The organism is Aliivibrio sp. 1S175 (assembly GCF_001690985.1).
GTDB lineage: Bacteria > Pseudomonadota > Gammaproteobacteria > Enterobacterales > Vibrionaceae > Aliivibrio.
On sequence record NZ_MAJS01000013.1, the window covers coordinates 188,018 to 204,943 of the forward strand.

The following is a 16,926-nucleotide window of genomic DNA, read 5'->3' on the forward strand; positions in this document are numbered from 1 at the left end:
CGTTGCTTATGCTACAAAAAGTACTTTTAGTTGAAGATTCAACCTCTTTGGCTATCCTCTACAAACAATATGTAAAGGATGAGCCTTATGAATTCTTTCATGTCACCACAGGAGAGCAAGCAAAAGCTTTCATGGAGAAGAATCCACCACAGTTGGTGATTCTTGATTTAAAATTGCCTGATATGTCTGGGCAAGATGTTCTGGCATGGATGAAAGAAAAACAATTGCCATGTGCCGTCATCGTTGCAACTGCACACGGAACAATTAATATCGCCGTCAATTTATTACAAAGCGGTGCTGATGATTTCATTGAAAAACCCATCCAAGCTAATCGCTTAAAAGCCTCTATCGCTAATCATTTAAAACGTAATAAATTAGAAGGGTTAGTCGAAGATCTACAGAACACCTTTAACCGTAAAAAATATCAAGGGTTTATTGGCTCAAGCCTACCAATGCAAGCGGTATACAAAACCATTGATGCTGTAGCTCCAACCACGGCTAGCGTGTTCATTTATGGTGAAAGTGGTACTGGTAAAGAAGTCTGTGCAGAAGCCATTCATTATCAAAGCCAACGCAACAACAAAGCTTTTGTCGCAATAAACTGTGGTGCCATCCCTAGAGACTTAATGGAAAGTGAAATATTTGGTCACATAAAAGGGGCGTTTACAGGGGCAACAACCGATCGTAAAGGCGCGGCAATGATGGCTAACGGTGGCACGTTATTTCTCGATGAGTTATGCGAAATGGAATTGGAAATGCAGAAAAAATTACTGCGATTTCTACAAACGGGACGCTTTACCCCATTAGGCGGAAGTAAAGAACTCAGTACAAACATTCGTATTATTTGTGCGACTAACCGAGATCCTCTTACCGAGGTAAACGAAGGTCGCTTTAGAGAAGATCTCTATTATCGAGTTCATGTCGTTCCTATTCAAATGCCACCACTGCGAGATCGTGGCACTGATATTATTGATATTGCGTCTTTCTTCTTAAAGAAATACGCAAAAGAAGACAAAAAGAAATTCAAAGCCATGTCTCGTGAAGTTGAATTAAGACTGTGTAATTACGCATGGCCAGGAAACGTTCGCCAACTGCAAAATATCATCAGAAACGTCGTGGTTCTTCATAATGAAACTCATGTGGCAATAGAGCATCTACCACCACCATTAAATCAACCGTTAGCCTCTCCTATTGTAAAACCAATGGCATCACGAGAAGCACCAACACAAGTATATAAAGAGGCCGAGGCGGTAGCCCAACCAATAACTGAACCTACTCAAGCGCATCATCAAGACGTTAACACTAGTACGATTCGCCCTATGGCTGATATTGAAAGAGAAGTCATTCAAAATGCCATTGACCATTGCGATGGAAATGTTCTCAATGCTGCGGTATTGCTAGAACTAAGCCCATCAACCCTGTATCGAAAAAAACAGGCATGGGAAGCGTATGAAGAGTCAGATTCATAAAAAAAACACTGATATTTGGTTATTATTAGACAGCCAAGATGTGGGAGGCATTGAATCCCACATCTTGCAACTTGCACAAGGACTAAGATCATTCCAACGTTCGGTTCGAGTTATTTTTCTGCGTCAATACGAACACACGCACCCTCTGATCAGTTTGTTAAACGACGCTAATATTCCTTATCGCTTTTTAAATGGATCATTACGTGATTTATTTCGTTATGCTCGTCACCACTCCCCTTCTGTAATCCATTCTCACGGTTACAAAGCGGCGATATACTCACGGTTACTGCGTTTATCTTTACTTACCTCCCATCAAAAAATACGCTTTATTAATACGTTTCATGCCGGGGAAGTGAGTAAAGGTAAATTGGCAATTTATGATTTTCTAGACCGTTGGACCGCCCTATTAAGTCATCACAACTTTTCTGTCAGTGAAAACATTAATCTGCGTATACCAAGTAACACAACGGTATTAAATAATTTCATATCAACAAAAAATCTTTCTTTGTCTCAAGGAACCAATATTGCTTTTGTGGGGCGATTAAGCCATGAAAAAGCGCCGGACCGATTCATTCAATTAGCCGAGCAGCACCCAAAGCATCAATTTCATGTTTATGGCTCCGGCCCTATGGAAAAAGACATAAATCAACAAGCACCAACCAATGTGATGTGTCATGGCCATCAAAATTCAATGGATACTATCTGGCAGGACATTGGATTATTAATTATTTGCTCTCGCTATGAAGGCTTACCGATGACAGCCCTAGAGGCAATGGGAAGAGGGATCCCTGTTATTTCAACTCCTGTCGGTAATTTGAAAAAATTAATAACACACGGAGAAAATGGTTGGATAACTGCACCAGAACAGCTTTCTCACTGTTTATCAAACTGGTTTATACTCCCTCACTTACAAAAAGAATCAATACAACAGAGCGCACAGCAAACCATTAAAAAACACTTTTCTAGCGATGCGATTATCCCAATACTATTAAGTGTCTATCAGGTATAAGCCCCTATCAATGTATATTTCATTTCTAACGATTGTGCTTTTTTTAAATAGAAAATGATTCTCAATTTGAGAAAACGCAGTAGATATAAATTATAAATCGTTTAAAATCAAAAAGATAAAAGACATTACAATCTGGCACTTTCTTTGCTCTATCTCTATATGTTCAAGAGTAAAGTAAGGGAGGTGGCTCATGTCAAACAACATAAAAAAAACGTTACTGTTTATACATTATGAGAATGGTTGGAATCGTAGTTCTGAGATCTGTCTAATCAACCTCATCAAAAATATTAACCACCAAAAATATAACTGTATTTTATGGTGCAACCAACAATACCTTGCAGATAAAATACAGAAGCAAATCATTGCAAGCTATATCACACCGTTTACGGTATTACTTGGTTGGCAATCTCCCCGTTTTTCTCTTTCTAATTGGCATGAGTTTTATCAGCAGGGTAAAGATATTATACACCGACATCATGTTGATTTAATCCATTGTAACAGTGCCGTCCCCTGTCAATGGATGAACCTAGTCGCTCGTCATACTCATACTCCACTTGTGACCCACTTACATGCCCAATATTCATTACGAGATCGCTTAAGCTTAGGCCTTCATTTTAGCCCTAAATTAATCACGGTCAGTGACGCTGTTGGTCAAAACTTATTACTTGATGGCTATAAAGAGAGAAATATAACAATAGTTCCAAATGGGATAAATACAAAGAAGCTAAACGCTCAAAAATCCACGTTATTAAGAGAACAATTAAACATTGATAAAAGCGCTTTTGTCTTGGCTACGTCAGGCTCACTGATTTATAGAAAAGGCATTGATTTAATTATAGAAAGCTTACATAAACTCGATGCAACCTCACTTAACTTGCATCTGGTAATTATTGGAGATGGAGAAGAAAAAACCAATCTAGAATCCCAAGTTGAGCAGTTAAAATTAACAAATAATGTTCATTTTTTAGGTGAACAATGCAATGTTGTTGGACTATTAAAAAGTGATATCAATGCTTATATCAATGGCGCTAGAGACGAAGCGTTTGGATTAGCTTTAGTTGAAGCGTCTCTTGCTCAGTTGCCTGTTATTGCTCCTATGGTTGGAGGGATCCCAGAAGTCATCTCTCATTATGAAACCGGCCTATTAACCCAAGTAAATGACAGTGATTCTTTTGCCAAAGCCATCATGGTATTGATGAATAATCCATACTTGGCTAATCGAATGGGACGAAGAGGTAAAGAAACCGTATACCGTCACTTTACTCTGTCCCACTACACTCAACAATTTGAGCATATTTATGAAAAGCAACTCAGTACAACAACCAAATCAAGGTATTCAAGACCATTTTGGCAAACGATCCAACCTCTTTTATCCAATGCCTTCGACCTGTTTTTTAAAAATAATGAGATAAAATAATGGTAACCAACGACACACCACTTCAATCGAAAACTCTTCAATGGTTTACCGCTATTGCCTGCTCTCTATACGCAGGGATTTTGTGGCGCTTGTTCCCTCACCCTGCTTTGATTGTGGTACTTGGTATCTTACCTCTGGCCGTTCTTTATACCCTAAATCGCCCATTTTTAATGGTGTTGTTATTTGTTATTTTCTCTTTCTTTCGAATTCACGAAGTCTTCCCTCAGATTTATAATTTAAAAATACCTTTATTGCTCTCTCTTGCTTCTTTGGTAGCACTTAGCTGGCAAGTGATTATCACTAAACAAATTAAATTTTTTTGGTGTAAAGAGTTCACTTTGCTTACTTGTTTTATGGTGTTAATTGTCATCGGAATTATATTTGCAAGTAATCGTCCAATTGCCATTGAATACTTTAAAGGCATCTATTGGAAAATCATATTAATGACATTTGCCATTGCAATATTAGTACGAAGTCCTCAACAACTGTCATTTACATTAAAAGCCATTACCATTGCTGGCGTATTGGTTGGGATAGTTGCCATTCAAAATAAACTAGGGGGCATTGGGTTAGTGGAAGGAACGCGAGTCACTATCGGACGAGAATTTGGTTCTATGCTTGGTGACCCTAATGATCTTGCCTTAGTACTGATGTTCCCTATCTCTTTTGCGGTTGGCTTACTCGTTACCCATCAATTGCCTTGGCATCAACGAATGATTGGGGTTATTTCTATTCCTATTTTATTTTGGGCAGTCATGGCCACTCAAAGTCGGGGGGGATTATTAGGTATGATTGCTGTATTTGGCATTTATGGATTACAACGAATTAAATCTAAATCCCTTTTACTGTCTATTGCGTTTATTGCGGGATCAATCTTATTTATTATGGCCGGCATTTCAGACAGGTCGTCAGGTGGAGCAGCAGAAGCTGGTATTGATGAATCAGCCATGGGGCGCTTATACGCTTGGGAAGCGGCAGTTAAAATGGCTCTCGCACACCCGTTAACCGGCGTTGGCTTAGATAATTTTTACGCCAACTATTTTTATTACAGCCCTCATTGGGATGGGTTAAACCATGCCGTTCACAGTACATGGTTTGGGGTATTAGCAGAAACAGGGGTTCTCGGATTCATTATTTTTATTAGCTTGATTATCGTACTCATTAGAAATGCTCATAAAACCCTAAAAGCGGTTAAAGCGGTGCAAAATGAAATTGACCCTGCAATTTATACGTGCGCTCAAGCAGTATTTGCAGGCCTCATCGGTACCATTGTCTCTGGTACTTTTTTAACACAAGGGTTTAATTGGCCCATTTATATTTTAGCCGCGTTAGTTATTGCGGTAAGTAAGATAAGTGAGCAAGCACTCAATGAATTAACTCACTAATTTACATCACTTATTCCTCCTCAAATAGATTCTCAAAATGAGAATTTTAATTATCCATAAAAACAACCAAAACTATCTCATTGAAAATAAAGTAAAAAATAACTGGCACAATCCGTGAAGTATTCCTTGTATGCGTTATCAATAAAGGAATTTACACATGAATACTTTATCTGTTTATCGATTCAAACAATGGCTAAAAGAGGGGGACACTCCGTTAGCCTCTCGCCTATTTCGTATTGCGAAATTCATACGTCATTTTGAATTACCAACCCCCTGTCTACTAAATAAATTCTTCTATGGATTGCATAAAACGCTCACAACCCAATGGCAGGCGATAGTTCATCTTTTTTTCTACCTTCCCGCTTTTAAAGGGCGATTAAATTCATACGGAAAGCGTACGTTATTATATGGGGGGATCCCTTTCTTTAGTGGCCCTCTGATAATGAATATTGGAGACGATTGTCGTATATCAGGACAAACGACCTTTAGTGGCCGCACTAACTCAACTAATCCAACCCTTAATATTGGCAACAATGTCGATATCTGTTGGCAAACAACCATCGCTGTCGGTAATAACGTGATCATTAATGACAATGTTCGCATTGCTGGGCAGGGTTTTCTGTGCGGTTACCCAGGGCACCCTATTGACCCAATAGAACGCGCATTAGGTAAAGCCGATCTAGACATACAAGTGGGCGATATTATTTTAGAGAAAGACGTATGGCTTGGATCTCGCGTTAGTATTATCGGTAATGTCACCGTAGGGGAAGGCACAATTGTCGCATCTGGTAGCGTCGTAACCAAAAGCTTACCGCCGTTTGTCTTGGCCGGAGGTAACCCAGCAAAAGTGATCAAAAAATTAAAAATAGAACATTCAAAAGCAATCAAAGAGGACATTAGTTATGAAGCATGATCTGATTGTTTTTGGCGAAGATTGGGGCGGTTTACCATCTAGTACTCAACATTTAATAAAGCAACTAGCACTGACTAGAAAAATACTATGGGTCAATTCTATTGGGTTACGTCAGCCAAACTGGTCATTACATGACATTAAACGAGCTTGGAAAAAACTAACACAACCTAAAACAGAAGATATTGAGGCGACAACCACATATAGCCCCTTTCAAACGGTGAATCTAAAAACGATTCCAGCCCCAAAAGGACGCTTTACTCGATGGCTGGCAAAAAAATTAATCGTAAAACAATTAAAACCGCTCATGAAAAAAGCAGGATTAAAAAATCCGGTTCTATGGACGTCTTTACCAACCGTTGCTGATATTTGTGGCAGTTTAGGTGAATCACGCGTCATTTATTATTGTGGGGATGATTTTGGTGCCTTAGCAGGAGTAGACCACGATATTGTGCTTGAGCATGAAAAAAAATTAGTAAAAAAAGCAGATATCATTTTGGCTGCCAGCCCTATTTTGTGTGAGAAATTCCCAAAAAATAAAGTAAAATATTTACCTCACGGAGTTGATTTTATTCTATTTAATCAATCTGTTTATAGAGCAAAAGATTTACCCAATGATGGCCGACCTATTGCTGGGTTTTATGGCAGCCTATCGAAGTGGCTCGATTATGATTTACTTAATCACGTCATTAAAACTAACCCTGATTGGCACTTTGTTTTTATTGGTCAAAATGAACTGCCTTATAACCCTCTCGTTGCGCGAGACAATGTTCATATACTTGGTTCAAAACCACATCATTTACTGCCGCGTTATAGCCAGCATTGGCAAGTAAGCTTATTACCTTTTGTCAAAAATGAACAAATAAGAGCCTGTAACCCTTTAAAGCTACTTGAATATCTAGCAACAGGAACGCCAATCATTAGCACCGATTTTCCGGCCCTGAAGCCTTATAAATCAGCAATTCACACTGTAAATTCAGTCAATGAATTTAACGCGAGTTTAAATGCGATTCAAAAAAATTGGTTTTCTCCCAATAAATTAGAACGCCATAAACAAATACAAAAGCAAACGAGATTAATTAAAGCACATACATGGCAAGCCAAAGCAAAGCAACTTGATGCTTGGTTGGAGGCACTATGATTACGTTAAGCCGACGCATTTTTATTATTCTAGAATCCGCGTGGCGCAGGCGCTACCTCATTATGATCCCTGTTTTAATGATGCCAATAATAGGGTTCACGATAGCTAAATTAGCGCCTAAACATTACGATTCTCACACGAGTATGTTAATTCAAGAAACAGCAAAAATGAATCCATTTTTGGAAGATTTAGCTGTCTCTACCATGCTAAAAGAACGTTTAAGTTCATTACAAACCTTGCTACACAGTCGACATATCTTAGGTTTAGTTGCCAAAGAAAGAGGGTATGTACATGAATCAATGTCACCTCAAGCGATTGATAATGCGGTTGCCCATTTATCACAAAATCTATCCGTCACAATGGCAGGTAAAGATCTTATTCGTATCGATTATAGTTCAACAAAACAAGAGGGCATGAAAGACACCTTAGAAGCCGTCAGTCGACATTTTACAGAGCAATTACTTGCACCAGAACGGTCTTCAATGAAAGACTCAAGCCAATTTTTAGCGGAAAATATCGATTTTCGTCGCGAAGATCTGGATATTGCAGAAGAGAAGCTAGCTCAATTTAAAAGCAGAGAAAATACCACTCTTCCAGAAATGCAGATCACCAGTTTGGATCGATTAACCAAACTAAAACAACGTTTATACGAACGTCAAGCCGAACTTGCGGGCGCCAAAAAACGCTTAGGTTCTATTGATTTACAGTTATCAAAAACCAATCCAGTCATCGGTAAAATAGAAGAACAAATCATTCGAATTCGTGGCGAGCTTACCTTGTTGCAAGCGAGATACACCCCTCAACACAGTAAGGTGCAAGGAAAATTAAGAAACCTAAACCGCTTAGAAGAAGAACGAAGTCGTCTATTGTCTCAAACTCAGCCGAGTATAAGCAGTGAGCAATTGTGGGACATTGCAAGCAGTAATAGCGTAGAGGATTTAGCTAAAGCCCCTCCTATTTTACTTTCTCAGCTTGAAGAGCTGCAAAAAGCGACCGGTAAAGTCGATGCACTAACCGAAGAAACGAATGTTTTAGAAAGTATGATCAACGACCTTGAGATACAAGCAACAAGCTTCGGTAAAGATGAGAAAGAACTGTACCAACTGCAACGAAATTTAGCACTAAAACGTCAATTGTATACAGAGCTTGTTGAGCGATTTGAAATGGCTAAATTAACAAGCTCGCTAGGTGTGTTTGAACAAGATAAACGAATAAAAATAATTGATAGACCTTATACCCCAAACAGTCCGTCCAATTTACCTAATTTCCTCTTTATCATTGCGGGTCTTATTGGTGGATTAGCCTTAGGTATTGGACTCGCCACCATAGCTGAATTATGCGATACCACGATACGAAGAAAAGATGAAATTGCAGAACTAAGCTCAGCGCCAATATTAAGCCGTATACCGAAACAACCAATTAACTCTTTCTATCAAGATAATAAACCAATGAACCACGGTTATGCGACGCCACAATTATTTGATCATCATTCGTAATATTGTGAATTGCTAATTTCATTCTCATTTTGAGAAAACAGAAAACAAAATACATAAGAAATTGATTTTAAAGTAAATTAATTATGGCACAAACTCTGCAACTATTAATTAAATACATAAAAAGACATTTCAGAGTAAAGATTAAATTAAAGGAGTCCACCATGAAAACCATCATCCATGTTGTTCAACACCTTGCCCCTGGTGGACTAGAGGCCATGGTTTTAGATATGCTGACGTTTACTAACCCAAAGCACAATATTATGGTGGTTAGCTTAGACGGCACTATAGATAATGCGACTAATGCGTGGCCTAGGTTAAAAAGCCACCAAAATCAGCTGATATTTTTAAACAAACCTTCAGGATTTTCGGTATCCGTTATAAATCAATTACTGACCATATTTAAACAATATAATGTTGATATTGTTCATTCTCATCACATCGGCCCTTTGCTTTACTCTGGTTTTGCCGCCATGCTCAATCGAGACGTAAACCACGTTCATACAGAGCATGACGCATGGCATTTAACCGCCAAGAAACATCTTTATTTACAAAAGCTGGCTCTGTTTTTATCAAAACCAAAATTGGTTGCTGACGCAGACTTTGTAAAAATTACACTAGAAAAAACCTTCAATCAATATCCTATCCATACCATAAAAAATGGCATTGACCCTCACAAATTCACAACGGGAGATCAACATAAAGCGAGAAAATCATTAGGACTCAACTTGCCTAAAAATACGATTCTTATTGGTAATGCCGCTCGTTTAGAAGCAGTAAAAGCTCACCCAAATTTAATTGAAGCCATGATCTTCTTAGATAATAACTACCACTTATTATTGGCCGGTTCAGGGTCTCAAAAAGAGCACCTGCTACATTTAGTTCGACAATACAAACTAGAAAAGCGAGTTCATTTTCTGGGGCATATTGAACAGATGCCGACTTTCTATCAGTCGCTCGATATCTTCTGCCTTCCATCTAACAATGAAGGATTTCCTCTTTCAACATTAGAAGCTCAATCTTGTGGTATTCCTTGTGTTGCACATAACGTTGGCGGTGTTGCTGAAACTTTATGCCCAAAATCCAGTAAATTAATAAATAACAACCTTCCAGCCTCATTAGCAAAAGCAATAAAAGAACTCACAAACCAAAAAACAGAAAGCAACCCAAGAACCTTTATCTTAGATAACAATGATGCGCAATCTATGGCTGACGCCTACGAACACTTATATTTCTCAGGAGTAACCGCATGAATATTATTCTAACCGTTCTCACTTCTCTCAGTATTTTTGCTGTGGTCTATCATCATGTGTTATACCCTATTTTTCTACGTTGGTTTTCATCAAAACACCCGCAGCACAGTGTAAAAGTAATCCCAAGAGGATTTCACCAATCAAAACGTGACCGCTCTTTACCAACAATAACCATGATTATTCCTGCTTATAACGAACAAGAGTGGATTGCGGATAAAATTAGAAACCTATCTTGTCTCGATTACCCCTCTAACAAACTCTCTATTATCATTGCTTGTGATGGATGCACTGATAACACGATTAAGATCACTTATAACACCATTCAAGAAGCCGTGTGTTCTGATGTGCATATTGAAGTTCATGACTTTGAGCAAAACCAAGGTAAAGTGGCATTGCTTAATCAATTAATACCTCAATACAGCAGTGATATCATCGCCCTAAGTGACGTATCAGCCTTACTTTCATTCGATGCCTTACTTATCGCCGCAAAACACTTTGAAAATCCCAGAGTCGGCGTAGTGAACCCGACATATCACCTGCTTGATCCTAGCTCAGAGGGGGAGAAACACTATTGGAAATACCAAACAAAAATTAAGCAACAAGAATCAACCCTTGGCTCTAGCTTAGGTTCTCATGGCGCTTTCTACTTATTCAGACAAGAATTATTTATCCCATTAGATAAAGACACCATTAATGATGACTTTATTTTGCCAATGAAAATTGTCGAACAAGGTTATCAAGCCGTCTACGAACCAAACATTAAAGCTTTAGAATTAGAGCACGTAATGCATGATGAAGATTTCACTCGACGTCTAAGAATATCTGCAGGGAACCTGCAACAATTGCTGCGCTTATTTCCTCTACTTAACCCAAAATACAAGGGGACGGCATTTACTTTTTTCTCGGGAAAAGGATTGCGACTAACCATGCCTTATTTCATGATATTTGCTTATATTGGTTCTGCCGCACTTATCTCTAATCCTATATTTCTTGTTGCCTTTATTGGACAAACTTTAGGTTATGGCATTGGATTAATGGGGTTTCTTTTTCCTCGCTTGTTTTCAAACAAATATTGCCAAACCTTAACCTATTTAGTCACCGGACATATTGCTAATTTATTTGGCGGACTAAACTACGTATTCAATAAACCCATTACTTTTTGGCGTCGTGTGCATAAATAATTAAAGGACAATAATATGATGGACTCTCATTACACAATTAACCAACCGACTATTCGTGCAAAACGCACATTTGATGTCAGTTTTTCTTTAATTGGTTTATTACTAACCTTGCCTCTTTTTCCATTGATAGCATTAGCGATAAAGCTTAATTCAAAAGGACCCATATTCTATCGTCAATTACGGGTTGGAAAAGCAATGCCAGATCAAGTTCATGTTTTTGAAATGATCAAATTTAGAAGCATGGTACAAGACGCAGAAGTAACAACAGGGGCAACCTTAGCAACCAAAGATGACACCAGAGTGACTCTTGTTGGACGATTTTTAAGAAAAACCCGTTTAGATGAATTACCACAATTTATAAATGTCTTAAAAGGAGACATGTCTTTAGTTGGACCAAGACCAGAAAGACCAACATTTTATAATAAATTAGAACATGAAATTCCTTACTTTAGTGAACGAACCTATGGGGTGTTGCCCGGAATAACAGGGCTTGCCCAAGTTAATCAAGGTTACGATACTTGCATTGACGATGTCCGTTCAAAAGTGGGATTTGACCATAGTTACGCTTTATCACTACGATCTATCTCTAGCTGGCTAAGAACCGATCTTTCAATTTTATTGATGACGATAAAAGTAATGCTTTTTGCTAGAGGGCAATAACCAATTGATTAATTAAACCAACAGATACAATCGTTTACTTTAATAAGTAGCAAGGCGTCTCAGTATTAAAAATAAGACGAATACAAAACAGATTTACCTGCTAATATGTGACGATATGTAGAATTTTACTTCTTATTGGGCACCTTAATATGCAGAAGTCCTTAACGTCCTCGATTATCATTCCTGAAAAGATACAACAAGATTGGCAAAACATGCTCAATGTCCTTGCCGATCTTGCTAAAGTACCTGCGACTTTAATAATGAGAATTAATAACGAAAATATGGATGTATTTTCATGCAGTGATTCTACAAATAATCCTTATACCAAAGGAGATAAGCAAGATCTAAATCAACATTTATATTGTGAATATGTTGTTAAACATCGCCATCAATTAATTGTGCCAAACGCCTTAAAAGAACCAAAATGGAAAAAAAATCCTGACGCCGCGCTTAATATGATTGCCTACTGCGGATTGCCTCTATTTTGGCCAGATAACAGTCCGTTTGGAACCATCTGCCTTCTTGATAATAAAGAAAACACATTTAACCCAACTTACCAGTTATTATTAGAAACCTATCAACAATCTATAGAAGCGCAACTTGGCACTTTATTTCAACATTCTGAACTATTAAAAAACCATCAAAAATTACAACAAGAAATTGCGATAAGTAATAAGCATATTACTGAAATAAATATAAAATTAGCGAACGAAATAGATTGCCGTCGAGCAGCAGAACAAAACGTTGAATACCATAAAAATCACGATGCGGGTACTGGCTTTCTAAATCCAACGGCGCTTCATCTACACATGGATAAGCTAATAAATACAAATCAAAATTTTGTTCTACTACAAATTCATTTTGCAAACAGTCGCAAAATACAACAAGAGTATGGGCATTATATTTTCGATCGTTTATTAACAGAGTATCGTTCTAAGCTAACAAAAATAACGGATATGTCAGTCACTGGACGTTTAGGCTCTTCTGATATTTTATTGATTATTCATACCAATAAAGAAAAACTACCTCAACTATGCCAACACCTTTCCGAAATAGGCCAAACCCAATTTTCAAAGAACGATAAACCTATCCATTTACGAAGCTATATTGGCGCCGTTCACTCTAAAAATAGAGTATCTCGTTCCGATTTATTGCAATGTGCTTACAATACCGTTGTAGAATGTCAAAACTTAGGTAAAACCTTCACTATTTCAGATCGTTCGCTCCCCTTACAATCAAGCTTTTCAGAGCATAAAATTGAAGGGTATTTATTAGAGGCCGTACGTAATAATGATCTGTTTTTAAATTATCAGCCTAAAGTGTGCCCGTATACAAAACGTTGGTTAGGCTGTGAAGCTCTATTACGTTGGGATCATCCACATTTAGGTTCAATTTCTAACGAAGTCTTAATCCAATTAGCCGAACGTAATGGATTAATATATGAATTAGGTAACTTCGCCCTTAGAAGTGCCGTTCAACAAACCTCTGAATGGATCCTGCATTCACCAAACTTTGTTACTGCCGTTAATGTTTCAGCTATTCAATTAAAAGACCCGTATTTTGTTCAGCACATCCAACAACTATTAGAACTTTACAACCTCCCTGCTAAAAATTTAGAACTAGAAGTTACAGAGAGTGGGTTAATTGCAGATGAAGTATTAGCTATTGATACGTTAAATCAACTACATAAAATGGGAATATCAATTGCTCTTGATGATTTTGGAACCGGTTATGCGTCTTTTCAATATTTAAAAAAATACCCATTCGATACCTTAAAAATAGATAAAAGCTTCATTAAAAATATAGAACGAAATACTGCCGATCAGAACATTGTATGTGCCATGATTAATATAGCTAAAAAGCTGAAATTAAAAGTGGTTGTTGAAGGTATTGAAAACATAAACCAAGAACATTTCGTTACCCAGGAAGGGGTTGATATTATTCAAGGGTATCTTTACTCAAAGCCCGTGACTTCTGACAAACTGGAAGAGGGATTATTTAATCAATCTTCTATAGGAACCCCCTACTTTCGATTTATATAGATAAACTTTCCGAATATATTTATAAAAATGGGGAATAAATGCAATTACTCGCAGACAAAAATGGTGAACAGTTTTTACAAATTCACGAACAAAATAAAGATCGTGTTATCGTTCAATTCATCGATACATTTGGGCAACTAAAGGGAAAGGCATTACCGAAGATCTGGAAGTTAGCTTTGCACTTCATCAACGCTTTCCTCTTGGACGAAAAGTTAAACTCCCTTCAGGTGTCATCGCAACCATTGCTAGCTACGCAAATACCCACTCTGATGGTTATTACCTTTACGTTCGAGTAGAAGAAAGAATTGAACGTCATTTACTGACACCTAATTGGAAAATTCTGCCTTCAGAAGAACTATTGCGCTTACCTTATTACCCAAAACCATTAACACAACAAGAATTGAATACGATTTCAGAATTTGATACGTGGGCTGGTGGTTTCTAAACTCAACAATAATCTGTTATTCTTGCCAAAAATATTATCCATAAAAATGAAGTCAGCATGAATACTCAAAAAATAGAGCAAGAAGTTCAACAATGGTTAGAAGATGTGGTTATCGGCCTTAATCTTTGCCCATTTGCGGCGAAACCAAACCGTAATAAGCAAATCAAAATTTTTGTATCTGAAGCGACAACAGAAGAAACTCTGCTTGAAGATATATTACAAGAATTAATGAATTTAGATTCTAAAACAGCAGAAGAACTAGAAACCACGCTCGTTGCTATTCCAAATATGCTACAAGATTTTATGGATTATAACTTCTTCTTAGATTGGGTTGATGCGCTTATTAAGCAGCAAGAATGGGAAGGTACATTCCAAATTGCAACTTTCCATCCTGATTACTGTTTTGGCGGAGCTGCTCCTGAAGATGATGAAAATCTAACAAACCGCTCTCCGTATCCAGTATTTCATCTTATCCGTGAAGAAAGCATGGCAAAAGTGTTAAAGCACTATCCAAACCCTGAAGCCATTCCTGACACAAACATCGCTCGTGTCGAAGCATTAAGCCCTGAAGAGCGTCGTAAGTTATTCCCTTACTTGTTTGTATAACCTACGCTAGTTGTATAACCAGATTTACTTGGAGAGAGCCTAATGAAACGTATTGTTTTATATGTCGCAGACAAATGCCCACATTGCAAAGACGCGCAACGTTACCTTGATTCTAAAAAGATCGCATATAGATTGACCAATGCAAAAATGCAACGAGGACGTAAGGAACTACAGGCCATGGGGGCTCGTTCTATCCCTGTTCTTAAGATTGGTGATCAAGTGATGGTTGGTTGGAATCAGAAGAATTTCGATAAAATGTATAACAGTTAATCGCTCTATATCGCAGATATAGTAAAAATGGAGCCTAATTGGCTCCATTTTTTAACTTAAAGAAAATGCATTACCCAAAGATCTTACTCCAAATACTTGGGTTACGCTTTTTATGATATTCCACTCTCAGCTCATCAATTTGCGCTAATGTTTCTTTTGCTTTATCTAAATTACCCGCTTCTAAGTCCAATTTAATAAGCTCAACCGATACTGATAACTTATTAAAACCTTCTTGATACATTTCTTCTTTTTCTGGGGTATATGTTTCTTGTTTTAGATAATCAATTAATGATTCAAGCTTCATTACCGATTTGCTCATTTCTTCAATAGAGTCGGCTCGTTCACTTAGCTTAAATTCTAATCTCATTTCTTTCATCGCTGCTTTTGTATCAACAGGGGCGCTAATGAAAGTTGATGTTATCTCAATCGCATCTGTAGATTCATTCGTAGTATTTGCAGCAACGCCAGCAGAAAAAGTCAGGGCTAACGTTAAAAATAGAGTTCTCATAGTAATCCTTTAAATAAACGAGATGGGCAGTGTAATGTATTGCCTCTCATACTCACAGGATTAATATGTTTCAATACCATAACGTCTCATATTTTCATTAATCAACAGTGATGCTATCTACATAAATAATGTAATTATCTTCTTTATTTACTTCACCCTTAAGCGTCACCTTATCGTTTGGTTTTACTTGTGAGCTTGGCATTTTATCGCCATCAATTTTGACATTTAATGTTCCTGTATCATCCTTAAATACATACACTTCTTTTCCTAAAGGCTCGACTAAATACCCTGTAAGTAAGATCGGTGTATCTTCAATGACAGCACTGGCATTCAATACAGATTCTACTGTATTTATCCCATTAACAGGTTTTGAAAATTCATCCTGATAATTAGCAGTTTGGTCATTAGCAGATGCGAGAGTAGATGAACATGCTAATATAATGGTGAATAAAACATTTCTCATTTTCATAATTAAATACCTTTAATGTCATATATGAAAAATTAAAACCACTCTACTATTTTCAACCTAATCTAATATATTTATTAAAAAATCGGGCTCAATAGTTAGTGGTCTTAAAAACTCTATTTTTCACATTACTCTTTGTTTAAAACCATATCAACTATTTCTTTACTCTTACTGATTGTAGATTATTTAAAGTAAATAACATCGTCTTATTAACTTATTTTAAATAACAATATTGATATGTATGGCGTTTATATTATTCGAATAAAACAATCCCGCAACCTTAGGTAACCAGAGTTTAACTCATTGATATACATCACTCTCCAAGCATAAAGTCCCAATCAAATTTCTACTTTTAATTTTTAACTTTAAGGCGTAAAGTCCTAATAAATATATTCATCAGGATAAAATAATGAACTCAACAGATAAGCGACTATTGGATCAAATACTAGAATTAGAAGGCAAAGACCTAACCAAACTCACTAAGCAAGAAAAAGAAGTATTCGATACGTTTGAAGCAAAATCTCATGAATTTGGTTTAAAAATTGAGATTGCAACAGAAGCGCCTATTAATGATATTAAACAAGGAACGTCATCTTATTCTGTTAATCAGATAGAAAACCATTTCCCAAATCAAATCATTATTAAACGTATTTAAGATTAATGTTGGATAA

At 37.1% G+C, this 16,926-nt stretch carries 16 protein-coding genes and 1 pseudogene; 15 read left to right on the plus strand and 2 right to left on the minus strand.

The genetic code is table 11. The annotated features are described in order from the left end of the window. Positions 1-8: 8 nt before the first annotated feature. The 14 genes and pseudogenes from A6E06_RS07180 (at position 9) to A6E06_RS07245 (ending at position 15,281) form a co-directional block, all read left to right on the plus strand. Positions 9-1,469, plus strand: coding sequence for a sigma-54 dependent transcriptional regulator (locus A6E06_RS07180; RefSeq protein WP_065591956.1), 1,461 nt, complete (start codon positions 9-11; stop codon positions 1,467-1,469). After that, the gene (locus A6E06_RS07185) at positions 1,450-2,478 is read left to right on the plus strand and encodes a glycosyltransferase family 4 protein (protein WP_065591957.1); all 1,029 of its coding nucleotides are present in this window, start codon (positions 1,450-1,452) and stop codon (positions 2,476-2,478) included. Before A6E06_RS07180 ends, A6E06_RS07185 begins: the two co-directional genes overlap by 20 nt. A gap of 190 nt (positions 2,479-2,668) precedes the next feature. Beyond that, entirely contained in the window at positions 2,669-3,895 is a 1,227-nt protein-coding gene (locus A6E06_RS07190) for a glycosyltransferase family 4 protein (RefSeq protein WP_065591958.1), read from the plus strand. Continuing rightward, the gene (locus tag A6E06_RS07195; protein WP_065591959.1) at positions 3,895-5,280 is read left to right on the plus strand and encodes an O-antigen ligase; all 1,386 of its coding nucleotides are present in this window, start codon (positions 3,895-3,897) and stop codon (positions 5,278-5,280) included. Before A6E06_RS07190 ends, A6E06_RS07195 begins: the two co-directional genes overlap by 1 nt. Before the next feature lie 157 nt (positions 5,281-5,437). After that, a complete protein-coding gene (locus A6E06_RS07200) occupies positions 5,438-6,193 on the plus strand; it encodes an acyltransferase (RefSeq protein ID WP_065591960.1) in 756 nt (251 codons plus the stop codon). Continuing rightward, positions 6,183-7,331, plus strand: coding sequence for a glycosyltransferase (locus A6E06_RS07205; RefSeq protein ID WP_065591961.1), 1,149 nt, complete (start codon positions 6,183-6,185; stop codon positions 7,329-7,331). Before A6E06_RS07200 ends, A6E06_RS07205 begins: the two co-directional genes overlap by 11 nt. Next, entirely contained in the window at positions 7,328-8,827 is a 1,500-nt protein-coding gene (locus A6E06_RS07210; protein ID WP_065591962.1) for a chain-length determining protein, read from the plus strand. The genes A6E06_RS07205 and A6E06_RS07210 overlap by 4 nt, the downstream gene beginning before the upstream one ends. A 161-nt stretch (positions 8,828-8,988) precedes the next feature. Next, on the plus strand, positions 8,989-10,077 hold the full coding sequence (locus A6E06_RS07215; RefSeq protein WP_065591963.1) for a glycosyltransferase: 1,089 nt from the start codon (positions 8,989-8,991) through the stop codon (positions 10,075-10,077). Further along, positions 10,074-11,258: a glycosyltransferase family 2 protein gene (locus A6E06_RS07220; protein ID WP_065591964.1), complete on the plus strand. Its 1,185-nt coding sequence runs from the start codon at positions 10,074-10,076 to the stop codon at positions 11,256-11,258. The genes A6E06_RS07215 and A6E06_RS07220 overlap by 4 nt, the downstream gene beginning before the upstream one ends. Positions 11,259-11,273: 15 nt before the next feature. Beyond that, complete coding sequence (locus A6E06_RS07225) at positions 11,274-11,918, plus strand: sugar transferase (RefSeq protein ID WP_065591965.1); 645 nt, start codon at positions 11,274-11,276, stop codon at positions 11,916-11,918. Between the two features lie 149 nt (positions 11,919-12,067). Beyond that, entirely contained in the window at positions 12,068-13,960 is a 1,893-nt protein-coding gene (locus A6E06_RS07230; protein WP_065591966.1) for a bifunctional diguanylate cyclase/phosphodiesterase, read from the plus strand. Positions 13,961-13,998: 38 nt separating this feature from the next. Further along, positions 13,999-14,405, plus strand: a pseudogene (locus A6E06_RS20205) (hypothetical protein). A gap of 57 nt (positions 14,406-14,462) precedes the next feature. After that, on the plus strand, positions 14,463-15,011 hold the full coding sequence (locus A6E06_RS07240) for a DUF1415 domain-containing protein (RefSeq protein ID WP_065591967.1): 549 nt from the start codon (positions 14,463-14,465) through the stop codon (positions 15,009-15,011). 42 nt (positions 15,012-15,053) lie between these two features. Beyond that, positions 15,054-15,281, plus strand: coding sequence for a glutaredoxin family protein (locus tag A6E06_RS07245; protein ID WP_012551652.1), 228 nt, complete (start codon positions 15,054-15,056; stop codon positions 15,279-15,281). A gap of 70 nt (positions 15,282-15,351) precedes the next feature. Here A6E06_RS07245 and A6E06_RS07250 read toward each other — a convergent pair whose 3' ends face one another. Together A6E06_RS07250 and A6E06_RS07255 are read right to left on the minus strand one after the other, a co-directional pair. Continuing rightward, on the minus strand, positions 15,352-15,789 hold the full coding sequence (locus A6E06_RS07250) for a cytochrome b562 (protein ID WP_065591968.1): 438 nt from the start codon (positions 15,787-15,789) through the stop codon (positions 15,352-15,354). Between the two features lie 97 nt (positions 15,790-15,886). After that, positions 15,887-16,258, minus strand: a complete 372-nt coding sequence (locus A6E06_RS07255; protein WP_065591969.1) for a YgiW/YdeI family stress tolerance OB fold protein — start codon at positions 16,256-16,258, stop codon at positions 15,887-15,889. Positions 16,259-16,664: 406 nt separating this feature from the next. Here A6E06_RS07255 and A6E06_RS07260 point away from each other — a divergent pair, with 406 nt between their 5' ends. After that, on the plus strand, positions 16,665-16,910 hold the full coding sequence (locus A6E06_RS07260) for a hypothetical protein (RefSeq protein ID WP_065591970.1): 246 nt from the start codon (positions 16,665-16,667) through the stop codon (positions 16,908-16,910). The last annotated feature ends 16 nt before the right edge of the window (positions 16,911-16,926 follow it).